The organism is Sphaerisporangium aureirubrum (assembly GCF_042658925.1).
In the GTDB taxonomy this organism is placed as follows: Bacteria; Actinomycetota; Actinomycetes; order Streptosporangiales; family Streptosporangiaceae; genus Sphaerisporangium; species Sphaerisporangium aureirubrum.
In genome coordinates, this window is record NZ_JBHSRF010000023.1 from 24,545 (window position 1) to 46,131 (window position 21,587).

A 21,587-nucleotide genomic window follows, 5' to 3' on the forward strand; every position below is an offset into this window, starting at 1 on the left:
ACGCCGCGCGTCCGCAGAGGGGCCGGGCGGTGAGCGGGCCGCCGGTCGCGGTCGTGGGCGGGGGGCTGGCGGGGATCGCCGCCGCCGTGGCGCTCGGGGAGGCGGGGCACCGGGTCACGCTGTACGAGGCGCGGCCCCGGCTGGGCGGCGCCACGCATTCGTTCGCGCGGGGCGACCTGATGGTCGACAACGGCCAGCACGTGTTCCTGCGCTGCTGCACCGCCTACCGGGGGCTGCTCGACCGGATCGGCGGGGCCAGGCGGGTGCGGATGCAGGACCGGTTCGACGTGCGGGTCCTCACCCCGGGCGGCCGGGAAGGGCGGCTGCGCCGCGCGGCGCTGCCGGGGCCGTTCCACCTGCTGCCCGCGCTGGCGACGTACTCGCTGCTCGGGCCGGGGGACCGGATGCGCGCGGTGCGCGGGTCGCTGGCGCTGGCCCGGCTCGATCCCGCCGACCCGCGGCTGGACCTGGTGGACCTCGGCACCTGGCTGGACGGGCACGGGCAGCGCGGACCGGCGCGGCACGCGGTGTGGGAGCTGTTCACCGTCGCGGCCCTCAACGTCACCGCCGACCACGCGGCGCTCGGCGCGGCGGTCAAGGTGTTCCGCACCGCGCTGCTCGGCCGGGCCGACGCGGCCGACATCGGCGTCCCCGCCGTGCCGCTCGGCGAGCTGCACGGCACTGCGGCCGAGCGGGCCATCGCCCGGCGTGGCGGCCGGGTGCGCCTGTCGGCGAAGGTCGGCGCGGTGCTGCCCGGGCCGGCGCTGATGGTGGACGGGCGGCGGGTGGAGGCCTCGGCCGTGGTGCTGGCCGTGCCGCACGAGCAGGCCGCCCGGCTGGTGCCCGACGGCGCGGCGCCGGGCCGGGACCGGTGGGCGGGCCTGCGGTCCAGCCCCATCGTCAACGTGCACGCCGTGTACGACCGGCGGGTCACCGGCCTGCCGTTCGCCGCGGTCGTCGGCTCGCCCGTCCAGTGGATCTTCGACAAGACCGGCGTGGCGGGGCTGGACCGCGGGCAGTACCTCACGGTGTCGGTGTCGGCCGCCGACCGGTGGATCGACCTGCCGTCCGCCCGGGTGCGCGCCGAGTTCGACCCCGAGCTGCGGCGCATCCTTCCCGCCGCCGCCTCCGCGCGGCTCACCGACTTCTTCGTCACCCGTGAGCGCCGCGCCACGTTTTGCCAGGGCCCCGGCAGCGGCGCCCTGCGCCCCGGCGCCGCCACCCGGTGGCCCGGCCTGTACCTCGCCGGCGCGTGGACCGACACGGGCTGGCCCGACACGATGGAGGGTGCCGTGCGCAGCGGACTCACCGCCGCCCGCCTGGTCCGGCGCCATTTGCGCGAGGGGGCCGCGTCATGACGCCGCTGGTGCCCCCGGCGTTGCCCGCGGCCCGCGAGCTGGTCGCCCCGGCGCTGCGCGCGGCGGTCGGCCTGCTCGATCCGGTCACCCGGCGGGTCGCCGCGTACCACCTGGGCTGGGCCGACCACGAGGGCCGCCCCGCCGACGCCGGCGGCAAGGCGCTGCGCCCCGCGCTCGCGGTGTTGTCGGCCCGCGCGGCCGGAGCCCCGCCGGATCTGCCGTCCGCGGCGGCGGTGGAGCTGGTGCACGCGTTCTCGCTGCTGCACGACGACATCATGGACGGCGACCGCGTCCGCAGGCACCGCCCGGCCGCCTGGACGCTGTTCGGCCGGTCCGAGGCGATCCTGGCCGGGGACGCGCTGCTCGCGCTGGCCGGTGAGCTGCTCGCCGCCGCGGGCACCCCCGGGCACGCCGCGGCGGCGCACTCGCTGAGTGCGGCGACCCGCCGCCTCATCGCCGGGCAGGCCATGGACCTGGAGTTCGAGCGGCGCGCCGAGGTGGGCCTGGAGGAGTGCCTGCGCATGTCGGCCGACAAGACCGGCGCGCTGCTGGCCTGCTCCTGCGCCATCGGGGCCCTCGCCGCGGGGGCACCCCCCGCGCTGCCGCAGGCCCTAGCGGCGTTCGGCGCCGAGGCAGGGCTGGCGTTCCAGCTGGTCGACGACCTGCTCGGCATCTGGGGCAGCCCCGAGACCACCGGCAAGCCGGTGCTGTCGGACCTGCGGGCCCGCAAGAAGACCCTGCCCGTGGTGGCCGCCCTCACCGGCGGCACCCCCGCCGGGGCACGCCTGGCCGGCCTGCTCGCCGGCCCCGGCCCGCTGGCGGAGTACGAACTACGCGAGGCGGCCCGCCTGGTGGAGGACGCCGGCGGCCGAGCCTGGGCCGAAGCCGAGGCCAAACACCGCCTGGACGTGGCCCAGCGCCACCTCGCCGACGCCGTCCTCCCCCCGTCCGTCCGCACCGAGTTCCTGGACATCGCCGCGTTCATCACCGCCCGGGACCACTGACATGACCGCCGACACAAGCCCGGCGAACACAACCGCGGCACAAACCACTACACCGCCCACCACAGCCGACACGAACGCCGACACGAGCCCGGCGAACACAACTCCGGCACAAACCACCACGCCGCCCACCACATCGGCGCCCCCCACTGCCACCACACACCTCCCCGCCGCCGGATATATCCCCGGCGCCGGACATGTCTCCGATGCCGGACACGCGCTCGGGGCCGCGTGTGAGCACCTGATCGGGCTGCGGTCACCGCAGGGCTGGTGGAAGGGGGAGCTGGAGACCAACGTCACGATGGACGCCGAGGATCTGCTGTTGCGGGAGTTCCTCGGGGTGCGGGACGACGGGGACACCGCCGACGCGGCGCGGTGGATACGGTCACAGCAGCGGGACGACGGCACGTGGGCCAACTACTACGGCGGGCCGGGCGACCTGTCCACCACCGTCGAGGCCTACACGGCGCTGCGGCTGGCGGGGGACCCGCCGGGCGAGCCGCACATGCGGGCCGCGGCGGCGTTCGTGCGGCGGGGCGGGGGGATCGGGGCCGCGCGGGTGTTCACGCGGATCTGGCTGGCGTTGTTCGGGCAGTGGCGGTGGGACGACCTGCCCGCGCTGCCCGCTGAGATGATCTTCCTGCCGCCGTGGTGCCCGCTCAACGTGTACGACTGGGCGTGCTGGGCCCGGCAGACCATCGTGCCGCTGACCGTCGTGGCCGCGCACCGGCCGGTGCGCCCGCTGCCGTTCGACCTGGCCGAGCTGCGGACCGGCCGCCCCGCGCGGCGCGGCGGCCACGGCGGGGCGCTCGGCGTTCTGGACCGCGTGCTGCGCCGCTACCAGCGCCACCCGCTGCCGGGCCTGCGCCGCGCGGCGCTGCGGCGGGCCACCGAGTGGATCGTGACGCGGCAGGAGGCCGACGGGTCGTGGGGCGGCATCCAGCCGCCGTGGGTGTACTCACTGATCGCGCTGAACCTGTCCGGCTACGACGTCGGCCACCCGGTGATGCGGCGCGGCCTCCAAGGACTCGACCGCTTCACCGTCCGCGACGAGCGGGGGCGGCGCATGGAGGCGTGCCAGTCCCCGGTGTGGGACACCGCGCTGGCCGTCACCGCGCTGCTGGACGCCGGTCTGCCCGCCACCCACCCCGCCGTCGCCGAGGGCGCCGCGTGGCTGCTCGGCGAGGAGGTCCGCTGCCCGGGCGACTGGGCGGTGCGGCGCCCCGGCCTGCCGCCCGGCGGGTGGGCGTTCGAGTTCGACAACGACGGCTACCCCGACACCGACGACACCGCCGAGGTGGTGCTGGCGCTGCGCCGGGTGCCGCTGGAGGGAGTACGGCCGGCCGTAGGGCGGGCGGTGCGCTGGATGGCGGGCATGGCCTGCCGGGACGGCGGGTTCGCGGCGTTCGACGCCGACAACACCCGCGCGCTGATCAGGAGGCTGCCGTTCTGCGACTTCGGCGCGGTGATCGACCCGCCGTCCGCCGACGTCACCGCGCATGTGGTGGAGGCGCTGGCCTGCGAGCCGCCCGCCGACCCCGCCGTGCTGCGGCGCGGGGTGGCCTGGCTGCTGCGGGCCCAGGAGCCCGACGGGTCGTGGTTCGGCCGCTGGGGCGCCAACCACGTCTACGGCACCGGCGCCGTGCTGCCCGCCCTCGCCGCCGCCGGCATCCCTCCGCACGCCCCCGCGGTGCGGCGGGCGGTCGCGTGGCTGGAACGGCACCAGAACCCCGACGGCGGCTGGGGCGAGGACATGCGCTCCTACCGCGACCCGGCGTGGATCGGCCGCGGCCACTCCACGCCGTCCCAGACCGCCTGGGCGCTGATCGCCCTGCTCGCCGCCGGTGAACGCTCCCCGGCCGTGGAGGCGGGCGTGCGCCGGCTGGTGAGCGACCTGCGCCCCGACGGCACCTGGGACGAGCCGCACTACACCGGCACCGGCTTCCCCGGCGACTTCTACATCAACTACCACCTGTACCGGCTGGTCTTCCCGATCATCGCCCTGGGCCGCTACCTGCGCGCCGGGCGGCACGACGACCCGGATGCCGTGGATCCGTGTCCACCCGCCACGGGAGACGGCCCGGGCGACGGGGATCCGAACCCGTCCGCCGCGGACCGCTTGGACGACGGGAAAGCGTGGCCGACCGCCGTGGAGGAGGGCGCCGGGTGAACGGTCTGGTGATCTGCGTGGCGCTGGGCGTCGAGGCGCGGGCCGTGGCGCGGGGGCTGCGGCCGGGTGACGGTGTCGCGGTGGTGCGCACCGGGATGGGGCCACGCCGGGCCGCACGGGCCGTGCCCCGGCTGGACGGCTACCGGGCGATGGCCGTGACCGGCTTCGGCGGGGCCTTGGACGACGGGCTGCGGCCGGGGGAGGCGCTGGTGGCGAACGAGGTCCGCTACCGGGACCGGACGCTGCCGTGCCCCCTGGCGGACGAGCTCGCCGAGGAACTCGCCCGCGAAGGGATCCCCGCCCAGACCGGTGCGCTGCTCACCTGCGACCGCCTGGTGACCGGCGCCGCCCGCGCGCGGCTGGCCGCCACCGGCGCCCGGGTGGTGGACATGGAGTCCTGGCCACTGGCGGAGGCGGTCGCGGCGGACCGGCCGCTGGCCGTGGTCCGCGTCGTGGTGGACACCCCCGCCGCGCCGCTGCCCAGTCTCGCCGCCCTGCGGGGCGGGGTGCGGGCCCGGCGCGTGCTGCGGCGGCTCGGGCCCGTGCTCGCGCGATGGGCGGCGTCCGTACACGCCAAGGAGGGACGGCCATGACGATCCCGATCCGGCAGAGCCTGCGCATCGGCGGCTACATCCTGCGCCAGAAGCTGCGCGGCCGAGCCAAGTTCCCGCTGCTGGTGGAGCTGGAGCCGTTGTTCGCGTGCAACCTGGCGTGCGCGGGCTGCGGCAAGATCCAGCACCCGGCCGACGTGCTACGGCAGCGCATGCCGGTGGAGCAGGCCGTGGCCGCCGTCGAGGAGAGCGGCGCGCCGATGGTGTCCATCGCGGGCGGCGAGCCCCTGATGCACCCGCAGATCGGCGAGATGGTCCGGGAACTGGTCGCCCGCAGGCACTACGTGTTCCTGTGCACCAACGCCCTGCTCATCCCCAAGAAGATCGACCAGTTCACGCCCTCGCGGTACTTCTCCTGGACCGTGCACATCGACGGCCTGCGCGAACGCCACGACGCCTCGGTGTGCCACCCGGGGACGTTCGACGCGGCCGTGGAGGCCGTGCGCGAGTGCCGCCGCCGCGGCTTCCGGGTGACCACCAACACGACGTTCTTCTCCACCGACACCGCCCGCACGGTCGTCGAGGTGCTCGACTACCTCAACGACGACCTGGCCGTCGACCAGATGATGATCTCCCCCGCCTACGCCTACGAGAAGGCCCCCGACCAGGAGCACTTCCTCGGCGTCACCCAGACCCGTGCCCTGTTCCGCGCCGCGTTCGCGGGCGGCAACCGCCGCCGCTGGCGCCTCAACCACTCACCCTTGTTCCTGGACTTCCTGGAGGGGAAGGCCGACTTCCCCTGCACGGCGTGGGCGATCCCGTCGTACTCCCTGCTCGGCTGGCAGCGGCCCTGCTACCTGATGGCCGACGGCTACGCCGAGACCTACCGCGAGCTGGTCGAGGGCACCGACTGGGACTCCTACGGCCGGGGCCACGACCCCCGCTGCGCCAACTGCATGGCCCACTGCGGATACGAGCCGACCGCCGTCTTCGCCACCCTCACCTCGCTGCGCGAGTCCCTACGGGCGCTGCGGACCGGCTGACCCGCCGGCGCGGCGCGCGAGCAGGCGGAACGGGCCGGGGGCCGCGCCGCGCAGGCGGGCGGGCAGGCGGAGCCACGCGGGGACGTAGGACTCGGGGCGGCCGCGCTCCACGGCCGCGACGACGGCGCGGGCCACCCGCTCGGCGGGGATCGGCGCCGGGTGGCGGCGGGCGTACGGGGCGCCCCTGCGGGCGAAGAACGGGGTGTCGACGACGCCGGGCAGGACCACCGAGACGCCCGGAGCCCCGGGCCCGCGCAGTTCGTGCCGCAGCGACTCGGCGAACACCAGCAGCCCCGCCTTGGCCGCCGAGTACACCGCCTCGTCCCGCACCCCGACGGCCCCCGCGATCGAGGCGACCAGCACCACATGTCCCCGCCCCGACTCGATCATGCCGGGCAGCAGCAACCGGGTCAGCAGCATCGGCACCGTCAGATTCAGCACCACCAGCCGCTCCAGCTCCTGCGGCGGCATCGCGGTGAACGCCCCCGCCCACCCCGCCCCCGCGTTGGCCACCAGGACGTCCACCGTCCCTGCCGCCGCGACCAGCCCGGCGACCCCGTGTGCCTCCACGACCCCGGCGCTCCCCGCGACCTCCGCGTGCCCGGGTGCCGGGGCGGTGGCGCGGGCCGCCGCGTCCGGGGCGGTCAGGTCGCAGACCAGGGCTCGCGCGCCGGTCTCGGCGGCGACGGCGGCAAGCCGGGTGCGGTCGCGGCCGGTGAGCAGGAGGCGGGCGCCGGTGGGGGCCATGGCGCGGGCGGTGGCGGCGCCGATGCCCGAGGACGCGCCGGTGATCAGCACCCGGGCGCCCGCCAGCCTCGTACTCCTCACCCGGGGTGACCTCCCCCGTCCGGCGCCGCGCACTCGCCGTGACCGAGCATGAACCTCAGGTCGTCGCCCCAGGAGTCCAGGACGGAGCCGTGGCCGGCGGCGCGGGCGTGTGGTTCCAGCTCGGTCAGCAGCCGCCGCACGGCGGGCGCGGCGGCGGGGGACAAGGCCTCGGACAGCAGGCCGAGGAGGTGCTCGCGGGACCACTCGGGGCGCGGCAGCGGGTGGCGGTCCAGCTCCCAGGCCAGGTACTTGTTGTACGGCCGCACCCGCCCGTGCAGCGCGAACACGTAGGTCAGGTGGTGGGGAAGGGCCTCGGCGGCGTCCAGCCGGGCCCCGGTCGCGTCGCCGTCCCGCGCGTTCTTCAGGCAGCGGTACACGCCGTTGAGGAAGGCGTCCAGCGCGGCGGGCGCCACCGCGGCGGCCTCGGACGGCGTCAGGCGGCCCTTCGCGGCGACGAGGCCGCCGACGAGCCCGGCGGCGGTGTCCTTCAGCACCCGGGCGCGCGTGAAGGCGTACCGGTTCCACTCGGTCCCCGACCCGGGCAGGGCGTGCTCACGGAACTCCGCCAGCGGCATCACCGACACGTCCAGGCGCGCGTCCCGCCGCGCCTCCGCCGACGGCACCCCGTCGGCGGTCACCAGCGTCACGTCGTAGTCCGAGTGAGCCGTCGCGACGCCCTCCCGCGCCCGCGACCCGCTCAGCACCACCCCGAGCACCCCCGGGTCGCCGGTCACCCGGCCCAGGAACGCGTCGAACTCCTCCTGTGGCGTCATGATCCAAGCCAATCACGGGGGCTGCCGAACCAGGCTTCAGCAGGCGAGGGGGCCGCCGGCTGCCAGCCTGCGGGCCACGGGTGAGTCCCGGTGTCAGCACTCATGCCGCGACGAGGCCGCACGGCATCCTGTGATGATCTCGGCCATCGCGCTGCGGAAGTGCTCGCGGCTGCCGGGGGTGAGCGGCGCGATGAGGCGGGTGAGCTCCGTGGTGACCTCGGCGTGGAAGGCGAGGGCGGCCTGGCGGCCGGTGTCGGTCAGCGTCACCTGGAGTGCGCGCCGGTCGCCCGGCACGGCCGAGCGCCGGGCCAGGCCGCGCCGCTCGGCCCGGTCGGTGAGCCCGGTGAGGGCGGCCTTCTCCACACCGAAGCAGTGCGCCAGGTCGGCCATGCCCCTGGGGCCGTCGAGCAGGACGCACAGCAGCTTGGCCTGGACGGGGGTCAGGTCGTGGCGTTCGGAGACGCGCGCGTACATGCCCTGCACGAGGCCGGTGAGCTGAACCAGGCCGGTGGCGACGTCCAGCTGGGTGCCGTCGGTGCCGGTGCGCCGGCCATCTGATGCGGCCCCTTGCCCCGTTGCGGTCATGGGCATTATGGTACACGGCAAATATAGTTAACGATACGTACAGTACGCTTCACGAACGATGGCGGGCTGTCCACCACCAGGAAGAGGGCACATGAGCTTCGACACCCCTGCGGGGACCCGCGGTAGCCGCCAGCCCACCGGCTGGGTGTTTCGATCGTTGAACAAGCTGATGGCCAGGCGGATCCGCCGTACGGGCGGCGCCACGTCCATGGGCTTCAACGCCCTGGTCCTGACGAGCGTCGGACGCAAGAGCGGGCTGGAGCGGACGACCCCGGTCGGCTACTTCCCCGGCGGGGACGACAGTTGGCTGATCGTGGCCTCGGCGGCCGGGGCGGCGGGCAATCCGGCCTGGTACCACAACCTCGCCGCGCATCCCGACAAGGTCCGGGTCGAGGTCGGGGGGCGCACGGTGGCGGTGGTCGCCGAGCAACTCCACGGGGCGGAGCGCGAACAAGCCTGGGAGCAGATCACCGCCGCCGCGCCCCGTTTCGCCCAGTACCAGGACAAGACGGACCGGGAACTGCCGATCATCCGGCTGGTGCCCCGATCCGCCCCGGAGACCCCGCACCGATGAAGCCCAGGTAGGCCCTCGGGATGAGCATCCGCTGTTCCTCGGCCCCATGAGAGACGATGATCTCACCGTCAAGGCATCTTGACGTCAAGATGACTTGACGAAATACTCGGAACCATGGTCACTCCCGACATGCTCGACGCGCGGTTCACCCTGCTGACCGCTGCCGCCCGCTACGACGAACTACGCACCCGGGACGCGATGGCGTCCACGGCGGCCGACGAGGACGAGCCGCGGTTCGCGAGCCCGCCGCTCACCCAGGAGGAGGCGCTGGAGCTGCTGGCCCTCGGCGAGGTGCTCGCCCGCAAGGCCGGGTACGGCCGCCAGCTGGCGGTGCGGTCGGCGCGCGGCGCGGGCGCGTCGTGGTCGCAGATCGGGGCCGCGCTCGGCACCAGCAAGCAGGCCGCGTGGGAGGCGCACGGCCGGTGGATCGACGGCCAGGCCGAGCAGTACCACCGCAGCGGCTTCGAGGGATTCGGGCCGGACGACGTGGCGGCGGCCAGGGCATTGGCCGGCGAGATCGACGACGGGCACCCGAGCCGCTGACCGGCGCGAGACCTGAAACGTCGTGGAAAGACGGCGCGAAGTGGCCAACCCGCTGGCGCTGGCCGTGCTCGCCTGGCTGCTGACCGAGCCCATGCACCCCTATGAGCTGGGACGGCGGCTGCGGCGAACCGGGCAGGACAGATATGTGAAGTACAGCCGGGGATCGCTGTACATGGTGGTGGATCAACTGAGAAGGGCCGGGTTCATCGCCGAACGGGAGACCGTGCGCGACACCCGGCGCCCCGAGCGCACCGTCTACACCCTCACCGACGCCGGTCGCGCGGAGTTCCACGAGTGGATGCGCGACCTGATAGGCACGCCGCGGCAGGAGTACCCGCAGTTCGGCGTCGCCCTGTCGCTGCTCGGCGCGCTCGCCCCCGAGGAGGTGGCCGCGCTGCTGCGCCACCGGCTCCTCACCCTGACCACCCTGGCGGGCGAGCTGCGCGCCGGGGCCCGCACCGCGGCCGAGGGCGGCCTGTCCTGGCCGTTCCCGGTGGAGGACGAGTACCGCCTGGCCGTCCTGGAGGCCGAGCGCCGCTTCGTCGCCCGGCTCGTGGACACCCTCTCCGCGGGAGGCCTGCCCGCCGAACAGGCGTGACGGGGATCGGGTCCGCGCGGGCCCGCGCGGACCCGATCCCCCCGGCGGCACCGGGCATCCGCGGTGCCACACTTGGGCCATGAGCAAGCTGGAGCGGTTCGCGACCAACCGTCCTCGCCTGCTCGGCCTGGCCTACCGGATGCTGGGGGAGGCCACCGAGGCCGAGGACGTGCTGCAGGACGCCTACCTGCGGTGGGAGCACAGCGAGGCGGTCGAGGTGCCGGAGGCGTGGCTGACCAAGGTGGTCACCAACCTGTGCCTCAACCGGCTCACCTCCGCCCGGGCCCGCCGGGAGACCTACGTGGGCGAATGGCTGCCCGAGCCCGTCGTCACCGGGGACGGGTGGCTCGGCCCCCTGGAGACCGTGGAGCAGCGCGACTCGCTGTCGATGGGCATGCTGATGCTGCTGGAACGGCTCACGCCCCCCGAGCGCGCGGCGTTCGTGCTGCGCGAGGCGTTCGGGCACAGCCACCGCGAGGTCGCGGACATCCTGGACGTCGACGAGTCCAATGCCCGGCAGCTCTACCACCGGGCGCGCGGCCACGTCGGCGAGCCGCGCAAGCGGTTCACCGTCTCTCCCGACGAGAGCAGGCGCATCATGGAACGGTTCCTGGCCGCGGCCACCGCGGGCGACGTGGCCGGCCTGGAACGGATGCTGGCCGAGGACGTGGTGAACTGGGCCGACGGCGGCGGCAAGGCCGCGGCGTCCGTCCGCCCGGTGTACGGCCGCGCCAAGGTCGCCCGCCTGCTGGCCGGCCTGCTCAGCGGCCCGCGGGGGGTGGGCCTGGAGTTCGCCATCGGGTCGCTGAACGGCGAGCCCGCGGTGCTGACGTCCCTCGGCGGCACGCTCCAGTCCGTCACCTTCGTGGAGACCGGCCCGGACGGCATGGTCACCGCGATCCGCTCGGTCGCCAACCCCGACAAGCTCGTCCACGCCGCCTCGCGACTCGTGTGACGCGCTTCACAAACGGTCGTTGTCACGGATCGCCCCCGCCGCCGGTTCAACAGGCAGCGAAGGGAGAAACGAAATGACACACCACATCGTGGTCATCGGAGCGGGCTACTCGGGAGTCATCGCCGCCAACCTGACGGCCAAGCTCACCGACGCGCGGATCACTCTGGTCAACGAGAGCGACCGGTTCGCCGAACGGGTGCGGCTGCACCAGCTGGCCGCCGGTCAGGTCCTGAAGGACCTGCCGCTGGCGGACCTGCTCACCGACCCGCGCATCGAGCTGGTGGTCGGCAGGGTCACCGGGATCGACACCGGGGCCCGCACCGTGCGGCTGGGCCGCGCCGGGCGGGACCTCGGCTACGACACGCTCGTCTACGCCCTCGGCAGCCGGGCCGACCTGGAGTCGGTGCCGGGGGTCGCCCGGCACGCCTTCAGCGTCGCCGTCCCCGAGCAGGCCGCGCGGCTGCGCGACCACCTGGCGGGGCGGGCCGCCGGCGGGGTGCTCGCCGTGGTGGGCGGCGGGCTCACCGGGATCGAGGCCGCGGCCGAGCTGGCCGAGGCGTACCCGGCGCTGAAGGTCCGCCTGGTCACCGACGGGGAGGCCGGCGAGGGGCTGTCCGAGCACGCCCGGCGGCACCTGCGCGCCACCTTCCGGCGGCTCGGCGTCGAGACGCGCCCCGGCGCCCGGGTGTCCGAGGTCCGCGCCGACGGCCTGCTGCTGGACGGCGGGGAGCACCTCGCCGCCGACACCGTCGTGTGGGCGGCCGGATTCACGGTGCCCGGCCTGGCCCGCGAGGCCGGGATCTCCGTCGACGCCCACGGCCGCATGATCGTCGACGGGACGCTGCGCTCGGTCTCCCACCCGGAGATCCTCGCCGTCGGCGACGCCGCGGCCCTGCGCACACCGGACGGCCGGGAACTGCGCATGGCCTGCGCCACCGGCATCCCGTCCGGCCAGCAGGCCGCCCGCGCCATCGCCGCGCGCCTGTCGGGCCGCGAGCCGCGTCCCCTGCGGTTCCGCTACTTCAACCAGTGCATCAGCCTGGGCCGCGAGGACGGCATCGTGCAGTTCGTCCACACCGACGACACCCCCCGCCGGGCCGCCATCACCGGCCGCGCCGCCGCCCGGTACAAGGAGGCCATCGTGAAGGGCACCATCTACGGGCTGCGCCACCCCTCCATCCCCGGCTACCTGTGAGCGGGCGGCGGGTCAGAAGCCATGGACCCGGCGCCCGGTGACCTGACGCGGGGTGACCCGGACGTAGACGTCGCGCTCGCCGCCCACCCAGGGTTCCACCCCGGGGTCCTTGGGGGACTCGGCGGGGGTGAGGCGGCAGGCGGGGCCCTGGACCAGAACGCTCCAGCCGCCCCGTTCGGCCTCGTCGATGTGGTCGACCTCGAAGCCGATCTCGGCGGGGGTGTCCGGCGGGGCGGCCCGCAGCAGCCGGTCCAGCAGGCCGTCCTCGGCGGTGCGGAAGAAGATCGCCCCGTGGCGGACCATGTAGTTGACCGGCAGCACGGCCGGCGCCCCCGCGACGCCGCCGAACGCGACCCGGCCGATGCCGCCGGGGGAGATCAGCCGCAGGCACTCCCGGGGCGGCAGCGCCCGCGTCTCGGGCAGCCGCGGCGGGCGTCCCTGCCCCGGCGGCCGGTCCAGCCCGCCGCCGAGCAGTTCGTCGGCCGTGGTGTGCAGCGCCGCGGCCAGCCGCAGCAGCGTCCCCTCGGTGAGGGGCGTGGCGTGCTCCTCCAGGTAGGCGATGAACCCCGGCGCCATCCCCGCCCGCGCGGCCAGCTCGGCCCGGCTCAGCCCGAGGTTCTTGCGGTGATAGGCGATGCGCCGGCCCAGATCCCCGGGCGACCCGTGCTCCTGTGCCACCGGATTCCCCCGTTCACAGACGCGACCCCACCGGCCGGGCGGGCGCGCGGGCAGGGCCTCATCGGGCGCCGACCCGGACGCGGCCGGTGAGGGTCAGGTCGCCGAGGTCGCCGACGACCACCCCGGCTCCCGCCTCGGTGAGACGGGCGGCCCTGCCGCCGTGGTCGACCCCGACGATCAGCCCGAACCCGGCACGCCTGCCCGCGGTCACCCCGGGCGGGGCGTCCTCCACCAGCGCGGCGGCGCGCGGCGGGACGTCCAGGCGGCAGGCGGCCTCCAGCGGCAGCGCCGGGTCGGGCAGGCCGGGCAGACCGAGGCGGGAGACGTCCTCGCCGTCCACCAGCGTGTCGAACAGGTGCAGCACGCCCGCCGCGGTCACCACCGCGCGGCAGTGCCCGGCGGGGGAGATCGCCGCCGTACGGCAGCCGCGGCGCCGCAGGTCGCGCAGCAGCGCCACCGTGGCGGGGAACGCGGCGACGCCGTGCCGCCCGGCCTGCTCCAGGAACAGCCGGTCCTCGGCCATGGCCAGCCCGTGCACGGTGGGCACCCCGGCGTCGTCGCCGGGGCCGCCCTCGGGCAGCGCCAGGCCGCGGGACCCGAGGAAGGCCCGCACGGCGTCGGCCCGCGGCCGGCCGTCCACGTGGGCGAGGTAGTCGCGGCGCACGTCGAACGGCCGGAACGGCCCGGGCCTGGCCCGCAGGAAGGTGTCGAACACCCGCTTCCACGCCGCGGCGTGCACGCGGGCGGTGTCGGTGACGACCCCGTCGGTGTCGAAGACGACGGCATTGATCAGTGTGAGGTCGATGACAGGCATGACCGGACCTCCATCCCCCGATGCTGGAGACGTTACCTTCCCCGGTCGCCGCCCGCACGGGAAACCCCTGGTCAGAGCCTCGCGAGTCGCGCCAACGCCATGATCGCGCGCCTCACACGGCGAACTCCGCGCGCGGTGCCGAGCGGCTCAGCACCGCCGTGGCCGGGGTGCCGCCCCACACGGCGGTCAGTTCGGCGGCGAGGGTGGACACCAGCCTCGGGACGTCGCCGGCCGCCGAGGGGTGCATCGCCTCCATGACGATCAGTACGGTGGCGGTGCCGTCGCGGACGGCCGAGTGGCCGCTCTGGCGGTTGGTCCAGCGGCGGGCGTGGGCGTGGCCGGCGGCGTCGGCGAAGATCACCTCACCGGGGCCGGGGTGCTCCACCTGGCCGGACAACGTGTGGTAGACCTCGTCGCCGTGCGCGAGGCGGACGTCCAGGCCCTTGGAGATCCTGGTGACGTCGAGCGCGGCCACCGGGACGGCGTACGCCGTCGAGATCGCGTTGCACAGGTCGATCAGCGGGTGGATCCGCGGCAGGGCGCCCTCCTTGCGCAGGCGCCGCAGCAGCGCCTCGGCGGCGCAGCGGTACTGGGTGGGCTTGAGCCCCATCCGGGAGAAGGCGCGGCGCCAGGCCTGGATCTCGGGGAACTCGCCCTCCGGCCCCGCCGCGAGCCTGGCCCGCGCGGCGGCGGAGAACTCCTCCACCCGGGCGCCGACCTCGGCGTCCGCGGTGATGCCGGTGGCGGCGACCACTCCGGCGACGAGCTCGGGATGGGCGGACCAGATGTCCGCCGAATGCTGGATGTACATCACGGGTTCCTGCCGGTCCGTCGGTCAGCGGTGTTCACGGTCATACTCTGCTGCCACAATGGCACGGTGAGTAGGGCCAAATCACGGCCAGACGACCGGTCCATAACCTCCGGCTCCGATTTCCTGCAGCTCGACATCGCCGACGCCCCGGCGGGCGGCCGGTCCGGCTGGCTGGCCGAGCAGCTGCGGCGCGCCATCGGCGACGGCCGCCTGCCGGTGGGCAGCAGGCTGCCGGCCACCCGGGTGCTCGCCGGGGACCTGCGGGTGTCGCGGGGCGTGGTGACCGAGGCCTACCAGCGGCTCGGCGAGGACGGCCACGTCGCCGGGCGCGGCCGGGGCGGGACCATCGTGGTGGCCGCCCCGGTGAGCGCGCCGGGACCCGCGCCCGCTCCGCCCGCCGCCCCCCGGGCCGGGGCGGTGTTCGGCGGCGAGCCGGACGCGGGGGTGTTCGACGCGCTGCGCGCGGCCAGGGCCCGGATCGACCTGTCGCCCGGGGTGCCCGACCTCGCGGCGTTCCCTCGCACGGCGTGGCTGCGCGCCGAGCGCGCGGTGCTGGCGTCGCTGTCGGCGTCCGACCTCGGCTACGGCGACCCGCGCGGCGCGCCCGCGCTGCGGCGGGCGGTGGCCGACTGGCTGGCCCGCAACCGCGGCATCCGGGTGGACCCCGGCGAGGTGCTGATCGTCGCCGGGGTGGCCCAGGCGCTCGGGCTGGTGGGGCGGGCGCTGCGCGCGGACGGCGTCACCGCGGTCGCGGTGGAGGACCCCGGCTCCCTCGGCACCCGCCAGCACCTGTGGCACTCGGGGTTCACCACCCCGCCGGTCCCGGTGGACGGCGACGGCGTCGTGGTGCGCGAGCTGCGGGCCTGCGGCGCCCCGGCCGCGCTGCTCACCCCGGCGCACCAGTTCCCGGCCGGGGTGGTGCTCGGCGGGGAGCGGCGCCGGGAGCTGATGCGCTGGGCCGCGGACGGCGGCCTGGTCCTGGAGGACGACTACGACGCCGAGCACCGCTACGACCGGCCGCCGGTCCCCGCGCTGCGGGCGGTGCTGCCCGAGCGGGTCTGCTACGCCGGCAGCGTGTCCAAGCTGCTGGCCCCGGCGCTGCGGGTGGGGTGGGTGGTGGCGCCGGCCCGGTACCGCGACACGCTGATCGAGGACAAGCGGTTCGCCGACCTCGGCAACGCGGTGCTGCCGCAGCTGGTGCTGGCGCAGCTGATGGAGTCCGGCCAGCTGGAACGCCAGCTGCGTTTCCTGCGGCGGCGTCACCACCGCCGCAGGGACGCCATGATCACCGCGATCCGCGCGTACCTGCCGGACGCGACGGTGCACGGCGCGGCCGCCGGCCTGCACCTGATGATCACCTTCGCGGGCGGCCCCCCGGACACCGAGCTGGCCGCCGCCGCCCTGGAGCGCGGCGTCAAGGTCCAGCCCCTGTCCTGGCACCGGCAGGTGCCGGGCCCGCCGGGCCTGGTCCTCGGCTACGCCGCCAGCACCCCCACCGACATCGCCGCCGGTGTCGCCGCCATCGGCGCGGCCCGCCGCGCGCCGCTCAGCCGTGGGCCCGCAGCGCGGCGATCACCCAGTGGAACTCCGGGATGACCGTGGGGGAGGGCACCCGGCCGTTGAGCAGGTCCAGCAGCTGCCAGTAGCGCTCCACGTCCGGGTCGGCGAGCATCTCCAGCCGCTCGCGCAGCCCGGCGCGCGCACCGGCCGCCACGTCCGGGCCGGCCACCAGGCCGAGCAGGCGCCCGCCCTCGGCCGACTCCGGCGCGACCCGGCCGGCCAGCGCCCGCCCGGCGTGCTCCAGCACGCGGCCGCGCAGCGCGAAGCCGTCGTCGAACCCCGGGTCCGCCGCGCCGCTGAGCACGATGGCGCGCAGCCGCCGCCGGAAGTCCTGCCCGGCGACCAGCCCGGACAGCTCCACCCAGGCGTCGACCTGCTCGGGCGCCGGGTCGGCGGGCATCTCGGCGGGCATCTCGCGCATCCACTCGGCGACGATCATCGCGTCGTCGCCGGGGCCGATCCCGGCGAAGATTTCGGCGACGAAGCCGTCCACCACCTGCCGCCGTTCGGCGGCGGACAACCGGGCGAGGTCGTTCATGAGCGTCATCTCCTCTGTCGTGCCGCCCCGCTCGGCGATGGCGCGGAGCACGGCGCGGCGCAGGGCGAGCGTGCGGATCTCCGCGTCCAGCGCGCGGGCGTGCAGGCCGGCCACCTCGGCCGGCGTGGCGCGCCCGGCGAGGATCTCCCGCACGGCCGCGATGCCCACGCCGAGGTCGCGCAGCGTCCTGACCAGGTCGAACCGGGCGACGGCCGCCGCGTCGTACAGCCGGTACCCCCCGGCGGACCTGCCGCTCGGCGGGACCAGGCCGCTGTCGGACCAGAACCGGATGGTGTGCGCGGACAGACCGGTACGGCGCGAGATCATGCCGACGGTGTACGGCGCGGTGTCGTCGTTCACGCCCCGACTCTGCACCTTCGAGCCACTCGAAGGTCAAACCGCGGTGCGCGTGCCACGGTCACACCCGGCGGCGCACCCGCAGCAGGTACTCCTTGCGGTCCAGCGGGTCGTGGCCGGTGCGCGGCCGGGACGGCACCTCGCCGTGGACCGGCCGGTATCCCTCGAAGGCGCACTCCAGGGTGCCCTCGCCGCGGGTGAGGCCGGGCAGCCGCAGGTCCAGCCCGTGCACCCGCGCTGCCGGGATCTCGCCCTCCACCACCGACGACGGCCCCGTGGTCGCCGTCGAGCGCGGCACCGCCCGCAGCCGCCCCAGGACCGGAAGGATCACGCCGAGGGTGTCGGCGGGGACCTCCAGCCGGAACCGGTGCATTGGCTCGTACACGACGGTGCCCGCCCGCCGCAGCGCCTCCATCACCACCAGCGGCGTCAGGTTGCGGAAGTCCCCGGCGGTGCTGGACATACCGGCGTCGAAGTCCGCGCCCGAATGGCTCTGCCGCGCCCAGTAGCCCGAGTGCGTCATGGTGACCGCGCAGTCGACGACCTCCCACCCGTGCAGGCCCTGGCGCAGGGTCTCCCGGACGGTCTCCTCCACCGTGCGCATGAACGAGTACGGCAGCGAGCCGAGCTCGACCTCCAGCCCGAACCGCACCCCGGTGCCGGGCGGGGCCGCCTCGACGCGCAGCCCCACGGTGGCGAGGAACGGGTTGGGGTCCATGTCGATGATCTCCACGGCCGCGCCGCCGCCGGCGGGCCGCTCGACGCAGATGGTGGTGGTCTCGCGGAAGGTGACGTCGAGGGCGTAGTCACCGGCCAGCGTGGACTGGATGACCTCCTTCTGCACCTCGCCGTACAGCGACACCGACATCTCCCGCCGCACGTCGTCCTGCCGCAGGCCGATCAGGGGGTCCTGCTCGGCGAGCTGGGTCAGCGCGGCGTGCAGGGCTCCCCGGTCGGCGGGGCGGCACGGCACCACCACGGTCTCCAGGGTGGGCGGCGCGAAGTGGTGCTCACCGGCGGTGGCGCGCGGGGGGCCGATCTGGTCGCCGATCCGCGCGTCGGCGAGCCCTCGCACCAGGCCGATCCGGCCCGCGCCGGCGGACGCGCACCGCACGGCCGCGCCGCGGTCGAAGACGCCGATCGCGGTGACCCTGCCCTCCCGGCCCCGGCCGAGCCGCACCCGGTCGCGCACCCGCAGCGTCCCCGCGAAGACCCGGACGTAGGCCAGCTTCTCCCCGTTCGGCGCGCGCTCGATCTTGAAGACCGTGCCGGACGCCGGGCCGTTCGCGTCGCCCTCCGCCGCGGGCAGCAGTTCCCTGATCCCGGAGATCAGCTCGTCCACGCCCGCCCCGGTGATGGCCGACCCGGCGAACACCGGGTGCGCCAGCGCCCGCCCGGTCTGCGACGCCAGCTCGGCGCGGATCCGCGGGTAGGGCACCGCGGCGGGGTCGTCCAGGCACGCGGCCATGAACGCCTCGTCGCGTTCGGAGAGCAGGTCGACCAGCCGGGTGACGAATCCGGGGTCCCCGGCGGTGTACGGCGTGAAGACCGCGTCCCGCGTGCCCTCGGCGCCGGGCGCGCCCATCGGCACGACGGCCGGGGTCAGCCGCTCCGCCATCTGACGGACCACGCGCGCGTGATCCGCGCCCATGCGGTCGATCTTGTTCACGAAGATCAGGGTGGGGATGCCCAGGCGCCGCAGCGTGCGCATCAGCACGCGGGTCTGCGCCTGCACCCCCTCCACGGCGGGCACCACCAGCACCGCGCCGTCGAGCACGCTCAGCACCCGCTCCACCTCGGCGATGAAGTCGGGGTGCCCAGGGGTGTCGATCAGGTTGACCGTGACGTCGCCTCCGACGACGAACGACACGACCGCCGATTTGATCGTGATGCCGCGCAGGCGCTCCAGCTCCAGCGAGTCGGTCCGCGTGCTGCCGTCGTCCACGCTGCCGACCTCGTCGATGACGCCCGCGGCGAACAGCAGCCGCTCGGTCAGGCTCGTCTTACCGGCGTCGACATGCGCCAGGATTCCCAAGTTCAAAATACGCACAGAACGTCATGTCCTTCATAAGGGTGATGGATTCCTTGTGGAGGGACACAGACGTGCGGCGCATTTCATCTCCTTGGCGGATCGGTCATCGGCCGGAAGTACAACAGATCATGTTTCCCCCGGGCAAGCGATTTACCACCCGCCCGGCGTGGCGCGGCCGCTCCGGCCCACTCGGCCCGCCGTGCCGATCGCGGGAGCCGAGCAGTCGTGATGACCTGCGAGGATTCCTGGTCAGCCGGCGGTCATCCCGCCGTCGATCGCGAGGGCGGCCCCGGTGATGAACCTGGCCTCGTCGCTCAGCAGGAACGCCGTGAACGCCGCGATCTCGTCCGGACGGCCGATCCGCCCGACCGGGTGCAGCGCTCCGGCCTGGCGCACCGACTCCTCCGCTGTCGGGCCCATGTTGCCGCGCAGCAACGGGGTGTCGACGCCGCCGGTGACCAGGGCGTTGACGCGTATGCCGTCCGTGGCCGTGTCGAGCGCCGCCGACCGGGTGAGCCCGACCACGCCGTGCTTGGCGGCGCTGTAGGAGGCCATGCCCGCCGCCCCGGTGACGCCGAGGACCGAGGCGTTGTTCACGATCGCGCCGCCGCCGCTCGCCCGCAGCGCGGGAATCTGGTGCTTCAGGCCGAAGAAGACACTGCTGAGATTGAGCGCCAGGTCGGCGTGCCAGGCGTCGCCGTCCACCTCGCTCACCGGCCCGATCGCGGTGGCGGCGCCGACGTTGTTGAAGACACCGTCGAGCCGCCCGTACAGGCTCACCGCCTGCCGGACCAGCTCCGCCGCCTCGGCCTCCACCGTCACGTCGGCCGCCACGAAGACGGCCTCCCGGCCGTCGGCGCGAAGATCGGCCACCACCCCGTCCCCGGCCTCCTTGCCGCGGGCGGCCAGGACGACCTTCGCGCCCTCGGCCGCGACCCGCTCGGCGACGGCGAGACCCATCCCGGAGGTGGCGCCGGTGATCAGGATGACTTTCTCTGCGAAACGTGCGGACACGATTACTCCTATGTCGGTTTCGTTGGTTTCGTTGGTAAGAACCGGCCGGCGATGTCAGAAGGTGAGCACCAGCCGGCCGCGAACACCGCCGGCCGCGAGCCGCCGGTGCGCGGTAGCCGCCTCGGCGGCGGGGAGGGTCGCCGCGACGCGCGGGGTGAGCACGCCCGACTCGGCGAGCCCGCGGATCTCGTCCAGCTTGTCGGTCCGCCCCGCGTAGTCGAGGACGAAGATCGTCCGCACCCTGACCCCGCCGGTGCCGCCGAAATCGTGGCCGCCGGGTTCACCGCCGCCGCGGAACCGGGCGTAGGCGCCACCGTCACGGACGGCGGCGAGGAGGCGCGGCCCGATCAGCGCCGCGTCGGCGACCGCGTCCACGCCGTCCGGGTACCGGGCCCGGATACGTCCGGCGACGTCGGATCCCCTGGCCACGACGTCGGCCGCGCCGGACAGGCGGACCAGGGCCTCGTCGGCGGGCGCGGCGTCGGCGACGACGGTCAGCCCCGCGTGCCTGCCCAGCTGGACCAGGTAGCCCCCGAGTGTCCCGGCGGCCCCGACCACGGCGAGGGTCGAGCCAGGGGCGAGCGCCAGCCGATCGAGCGTCATCCGAGCGGTGAGCCCGTTCATGGGCAGCGTGGCCGCCTCCGCGTGGCCGGTGCCCGCCGGTGCGCGGACGACCCATCCGGCAGGCAGCACCACGTACTCGGCGTAGCCGCCCGCGGCCGGGCCCAGCGGGATCACCATCGCCATCACCGGCTCCCCGGGGGACAGCTCGGTCTCCGTCCCCGGGCCGATCTCGTCGATCACGCCGGCGATGTCCATCCCGGGGACGTACGGGGCCGCCACCCCGGCGAACGCCTCCGCGTGCACGCCGGAGCGCAGCAGCGTGTCCGCCGGATTCACCGCCGCCGCGCGCACCCGCACCCGCACCTCGCCGGGCCCGGCATGCGGTTCCGGCAGGTCGACGACCCGCAACACGCCGGGTCCCCCGAACTCGTAAAATCCGATCGCCAGCAAGACCGCAGCTCCTCGATGGTTCTCTTTGTATACCTGGTACGTCATCCGTACCCTCGCATCGAGGCGGCGGAGGCGGCAAGAGAGCACTTCGACGTGCCCAGGTATCACCGGGAGAACCATCCCGGGCGGAACCTGGTACCTCTCGTATACTGCTGACCATGGCGCACCCGCTCCCGGACGTGGACGACACCTCCGGCCTGTGCGAGCAGGGCCGCGACCTGATCCGCGACGTACTCGCACGGGTCGGCGACAAGTGGTCGGTGGTGGTCATCTGCCAGCTGGGCGACACCAGCCGGCGGTTCAACGAGCTGCGCCGGATGAGCGAGCCCATCACCCAGCGCATGCTCAGCGCGACACTGCGAGGGCTGGAACGCGACGGCCTGGTCACGCGGACCGTCCACGACACCAAACCCCCGCGAGTCGACTACGCGCTGACCCCGCGCGGCTTCAGCCTGCTCGAGATCGTCCGCGCCCTCGCCGGATGGGCGGAGGACAACGCCGCCGGCATCGTGGACTCAAGGACGGCCTTCGACGCCCGATGAGGCGAGTGCTGCGGCAGAGCCCGGCACGGTGACCGGAAGGCGTACACGGCATG

The 21,587-nt window shown here is 75.0% G+C and carries 22 protein-coding genes; 12 read left to right on the forward strand and 10 right to left on the reverse strand.

Annotated features, from left to right (window positions below):
* Window positions 1-29 precede the first annotated feature (29 nt).
* From hpnE to hpnH, 5 genes are all read left to right on the forward strand, one after another.
* A complete protein-coding gene (hpnE, locus tag ACFP1K_RS17465; RefSeq protein WP_380754088.1) occupies window positions 30-1,358 on the forward strand; it encodes a hydroxysqualene dehydroxylase HpnE in 1,329 nt (442 codons plus the stop codon).
* Window positions 1,355-2,362: a polyprenyl synthetase family protein gene (locus tag ACFP1K_RS17470; protein WP_380754091.1), complete on the forward strand. Its 1,008-nt coding sequence runs from the start codon at window positions 1,355-1,357 to the stop codon at window positions 2,360-2,362. Before hpnE ends, ACFP1K_RS17470 begins: the two co-directional genes overlap by 4 nt.
* 178 nt (window positions 2,363-2,540) lie before the next feature.
* Window positions 2,541-4,529 carry a squalene--hopene cyclase gene (gene shc / locus ACFP1K_RS17475; protein ID WP_380754321.1) on the forward strand — a complete coding sequence of 663 codons (1,989 nt, stop codon included), beginning with the start codon at window positions 2,541-2,543 and terminating at the stop codon, window positions 4,527-4,529.
* Window positions 4,526-5,122 (forward strand): phosphorylase family protein, encoded by a 597-nt coding sequence (locus ACFP1K_RS17480; protein ID WP_380754093.1) that lies wholly within the window; start codon window positions 4,526-4,528, stop codon window positions 5,120-5,122. The genes shc and ACFP1K_RS17480 overlap by 4 nt, the downstream gene beginning before the upstream one ends.
* Window positions 5,119-6,123 (forward strand): adenosyl-hopene transferase HpnH, encoded by a 1,005-nt coding sequence (gene hpnH, locus ACFP1K_RS17485; RefSeq protein WP_380754094.1) that lies wholly within the window; start codon window positions 5,119-5,121, stop codon window positions 6,121-6,123. Before ACFP1K_RS17480 ends, hpnH begins: the two co-directional genes overlap by 4 nt.
* Here hpnH and ACFP1K_RS17490 read toward each other — a convergent pair.
* From ACFP1K_RS17490 to ACFP1K_RS17500, 3 genes are all read right to left on the reverse strand, one after another.
* On the reverse strand, window positions 6,100-6,951 hold the full coding sequence (locus ACFP1K_RS17490) for an SDR family NAD(P)-dependent oxidoreductase (protein WP_380754097.1): 852 nt from the start codon (window positions 6,949-6,951) through the stop codon (window positions 6,100-6,102). The two genes, hpnH and ACFP1K_RS17490, sit on opposite strands and share 24 nt — an antisense overlap.
* Complete coding sequence (locus ACFP1K_RS17495) at window positions 6,948-7,724, reverse strand: hypothetical protein (RefSeq protein WP_380754099.1); 777 nt, start codon at window positions 7,722-7,724, stop codon at window positions 6,948-6,950. Before ACFP1K_RS17495 ends, ACFP1K_RS17490 begins: the two co-directional genes overlap by 4 nt.
* A 93-nt stretch (window positions 7,725-7,817) precedes the next feature.
* Entirely contained in the window at window positions 7,818-8,309 is a 492-nt protein-coding gene (locus ACFP1K_RS17500) for a MarR family winged helix-turn-helix transcriptional regulator (RefSeq protein WP_380754102.1), read from the reverse strand.
* Window positions 8,310-8,400: 91 nt separating this feature from the next.
* On the opposite strand from ACFP1K_RS17500, the gene ACFP1K_RS17505 reads away from it, so the two are divergent.
* The 5 genes from ACFP1K_RS17505 to ACFP1K_RS17525 all read left to right on the forward strand — a co-directional run bounded on the left by ACFP1K_RS17505 (window position 8,401) and on the right by ACFP1K_RS17525 (window position 12,174).
* Window positions 8,401-8,883: a nitroreductase/quinone reductase family protein gene (locus tag ACFP1K_RS17505; protein WP_380754104.1), complete on the forward strand. Its 483-nt coding sequence runs from the start codon at window positions 8,401-8,403 to the stop codon at window positions 8,881-8,883.
* Window positions 8,884-8,997: 114 nt separating this feature from the next.
* Entirely contained in the window at window positions 8,998-9,426 is a 429-nt protein-coding gene (locus tag ACFP1K_RS17510) for a hypothetical protein (protein ID WP_380754107.1), read from the forward strand.
* A gap of 40 nt (window positions 9,427-9,466) precedes the next feature.
* Window positions 9,467-10,024: a PadR family transcriptional regulator gene (locus ACFP1K_RS17515; protein ID WP_380754109.1), complete on the forward strand. Its 558-nt coding sequence runs from the start codon at window positions 9,467-9,469 to the stop codon at window positions 10,022-10,024.
* A 79-nt stretch (window positions 10,025-10,103) separates the two neighbouring features.
* A complete protein-coding gene (sigJ, locus tag ACFP1K_RS17520) occupies window positions 10,104-10,979 on the forward strand; it encodes an RNA polymerase sigma factor SigJ (protein ID WP_380754112.1) in 876 nt (291 codons plus the stop codon).
* Between the two features lie 73 nt (window positions 10,980-11,052).
* Window positions 11,053-12,174: an NAD(P)/FAD-dependent oxidoreductase gene (locus ACFP1K_RS17525; RefSeq protein ID WP_380754115.1), complete on the forward strand. Its 1,122-nt coding sequence runs from the start codon at window positions 11,053-11,055 to the stop codon at window positions 12,172-12,174.
* Between the two features lie 12 nt (window positions 12,175-12,186).
* On the opposite strand, the gene ACFP1K_RS17530 is transcribed toward ACFP1K_RS17525, so the two are convergent.
* The 3 genes from ACFP1K_RS17530 to ACFP1K_RS17540 form a co-directional block, all read right to left on the reverse strand.
* The gene (locus tag ACFP1K_RS17530) at window positions 12,187-12,852 is read right to left on the reverse strand and encodes a helix-turn-helix domain-containing protein (protein WP_380754118.1); all 666 of its coding nucleotides are present in this window, start codon (window positions 12,850-12,852) and stop codon (window positions 12,187-12,189) included.
* Window positions 12,853-12,910: 58 nt separating this feature from the next.
* The gene (locus ACFP1K_RS17535; RefSeq protein WP_380754121.1) at window positions 12,911-13,666 is read right to left on the reverse strand and encodes an HAD family hydrolase; all 756 of its coding nucleotides are present in this window, start codon (window positions 13,664-13,666) and stop codon (window positions 12,911-12,913) included.
* Between the two features lie 112 nt (window positions 13,667-13,778).
* Complete coding sequence (locus ACFP1K_RS17540) at window positions 13,779-14,477, reverse strand: B3/B4 domain-containing protein (RefSeq protein ID WP_380754123.1); 699 nt, start codon at window positions 14,475-14,477, stop codon at window positions 13,779-13,781.
* 66 nt (window positions 14,478-14,543) lie between these two features.
* On the opposite strand from ACFP1K_RS17540, the gene pdxR reads away from it, so the two are divergent.
* Complete coding sequence (gene pdxR, locus ACFP1K_RS17545) at window positions 14,544-16,073, forward strand: MocR-like pyridoxine biosynthesis transcription factor PdxR (RefSeq protein ID WP_380754126.1); 1,530 nt, start codon at window positions 14,544-14,546, stop codon at window positions 16,071-16,073.
* On the opposite strand, the gene ACFP1K_RS17550 is transcribed toward pdxR, so the two are convergent.
* From ACFP1K_RS17550 to ACFP1K_RS17565, 4 genes are all read right to left on the reverse strand, one after another.
* Complete coding sequence (locus ACFP1K_RS17550; protein WP_380754129.1) at window positions 16,024-16,935, reverse strand: helix-turn-helix domain-containing protein; 912 nt, start codon at window positions 16,933-16,935, stop codon at window positions 16,024-16,026. The two genes, pdxR and ACFP1K_RS17550, sit on opposite strands and share 50 nt — an antisense overlap.
* A 58-nt stretch (window positions 16,936-16,993) precedes the next feature.
* Window positions 16,994-18,982 carry a GTP-binding protein gene (locus ACFP1K_RS17555; protein ID WP_380754132.1) on the reverse strand — a complete coding sequence of 663 codons (1,989 nt, stop codon included), beginning with the start codon at window positions 18,980-18,982 and terminating at the stop codon, window positions 16,994-16,996.
* Between the two features lie 231 nt (window positions 18,983-19,213).
* Window positions 19,214-19,978, reverse strand: coding sequence for an SDR family NAD(P)-dependent oxidoreductase (locus ACFP1K_RS17560; protein ID WP_380754135.1), 765 nt, complete (start codon window positions 19,976-19,978; stop codon window positions 19,214-19,216).
* A 54-nt stretch (window positions 19,979-20,032) separates the two neighbouring features.
* On the reverse strand, window positions 20,033-20,992 hold the full coding sequence (locus tag ACFP1K_RS17565) for an NADP-dependent oxidoreductase (RefSeq protein ID WP_380754138.1): 960 nt from the start codon (window positions 20,990-20,992) through the stop codon (window positions 20,033-20,035).
* A gap of 158 nt (window positions 20,993-21,150) precedes the next feature.
* On the opposite strand from ACFP1K_RS17565, the gene ACFP1K_RS17570 reads away from it, so the two are divergent.
* Window positions 21,151-21,534, forward strand: coding sequence for a winged helix-turn-helix transcriptional regulator (locus ACFP1K_RS17570; protein ID WP_380754141.1), 384 nt, complete (start codon window positions 21,151-21,153; stop codon window positions 21,532-21,534).
* The last annotated feature ends 53 nt before the right edge of the window (window positions 21,535-21,587 follow it).

Coding starts and splice junctions, on each gene's coding strand:
- ACFP1K_RS17470 (WP_380754091.1), top strand. CDS start 1,355: ATGACGCCGCTGGTGCCCCCGGCGTTGCCCGCGGCCCGCGAGCTGGTC.
- hpnH (WP_380754094.1), top strand. CDS start 5,119: ATGACGATCCCGATCCGGCAGAGCCTGCGCATCGGCGGCTACATCCTG.
- ACFP1K_RS17495 (WP_380754099.1), bottom strand. CDS start 7,724: ATGACGCCACAGGAGGAGTTCGACGCGTTCCTGGGCCGGGTGACCGGC.
- ACFP1K_RS17500 (WP_380754102.1), bottom strand. CDS start 8,309: ATGACCGCAACGGGGCAAGGGGCCGCATCAGATGGCCGGCGCACCGGC.
- ACFP1K_RS17505 (WP_380754104.1), top strand. CDS start 8,401: ATGAGCTTCGACACCCCTGCGGGGACCCGCGGTAGCCGCCAGCCCACC.
- ACFP1K_RS17510 (WP_380754107.1), top strand. CDS start 8,998: ATGGTCACTCCCGACATGCTCGACGCGCGGTTCACCCTGCTGACCGCT.
- sigJ (WP_380754112.1), top strand. CDS start 10,104: ATGAGCAAGCTGGAGCGGTTCGCGACCAACCGTCCTCGCCTGCTCGGC.
- ACFP1K_RS17525 (WP_380754115.1), top strand. CDS start 11,053: ATGACACACCACATCGTGGTCATCGGAGCGGGCTACTCGGGAGTCATC.
- ACFP1K_RS17535 (WP_380754121.1), bottom strand. CDS start 13,666: ATGCCTGTCATCGACCTCACACTGATCAATGCCGTCGTCTTCGACACC.
- ACFP1K_RS17540 (WP_380754123.1), bottom strand. CDS start 14,477: ATGTACATCCAGCATTCGGCGGACATCTGGTCCGCCCATCCCGAGCTC.
- ACFP1K_RS17570 (WP_380754141.1), top strand. CDS start 21,151: ATGGCGCACCCGCTCCCGGACGTGGACGACACCTCCGGCCTGTGCGAG.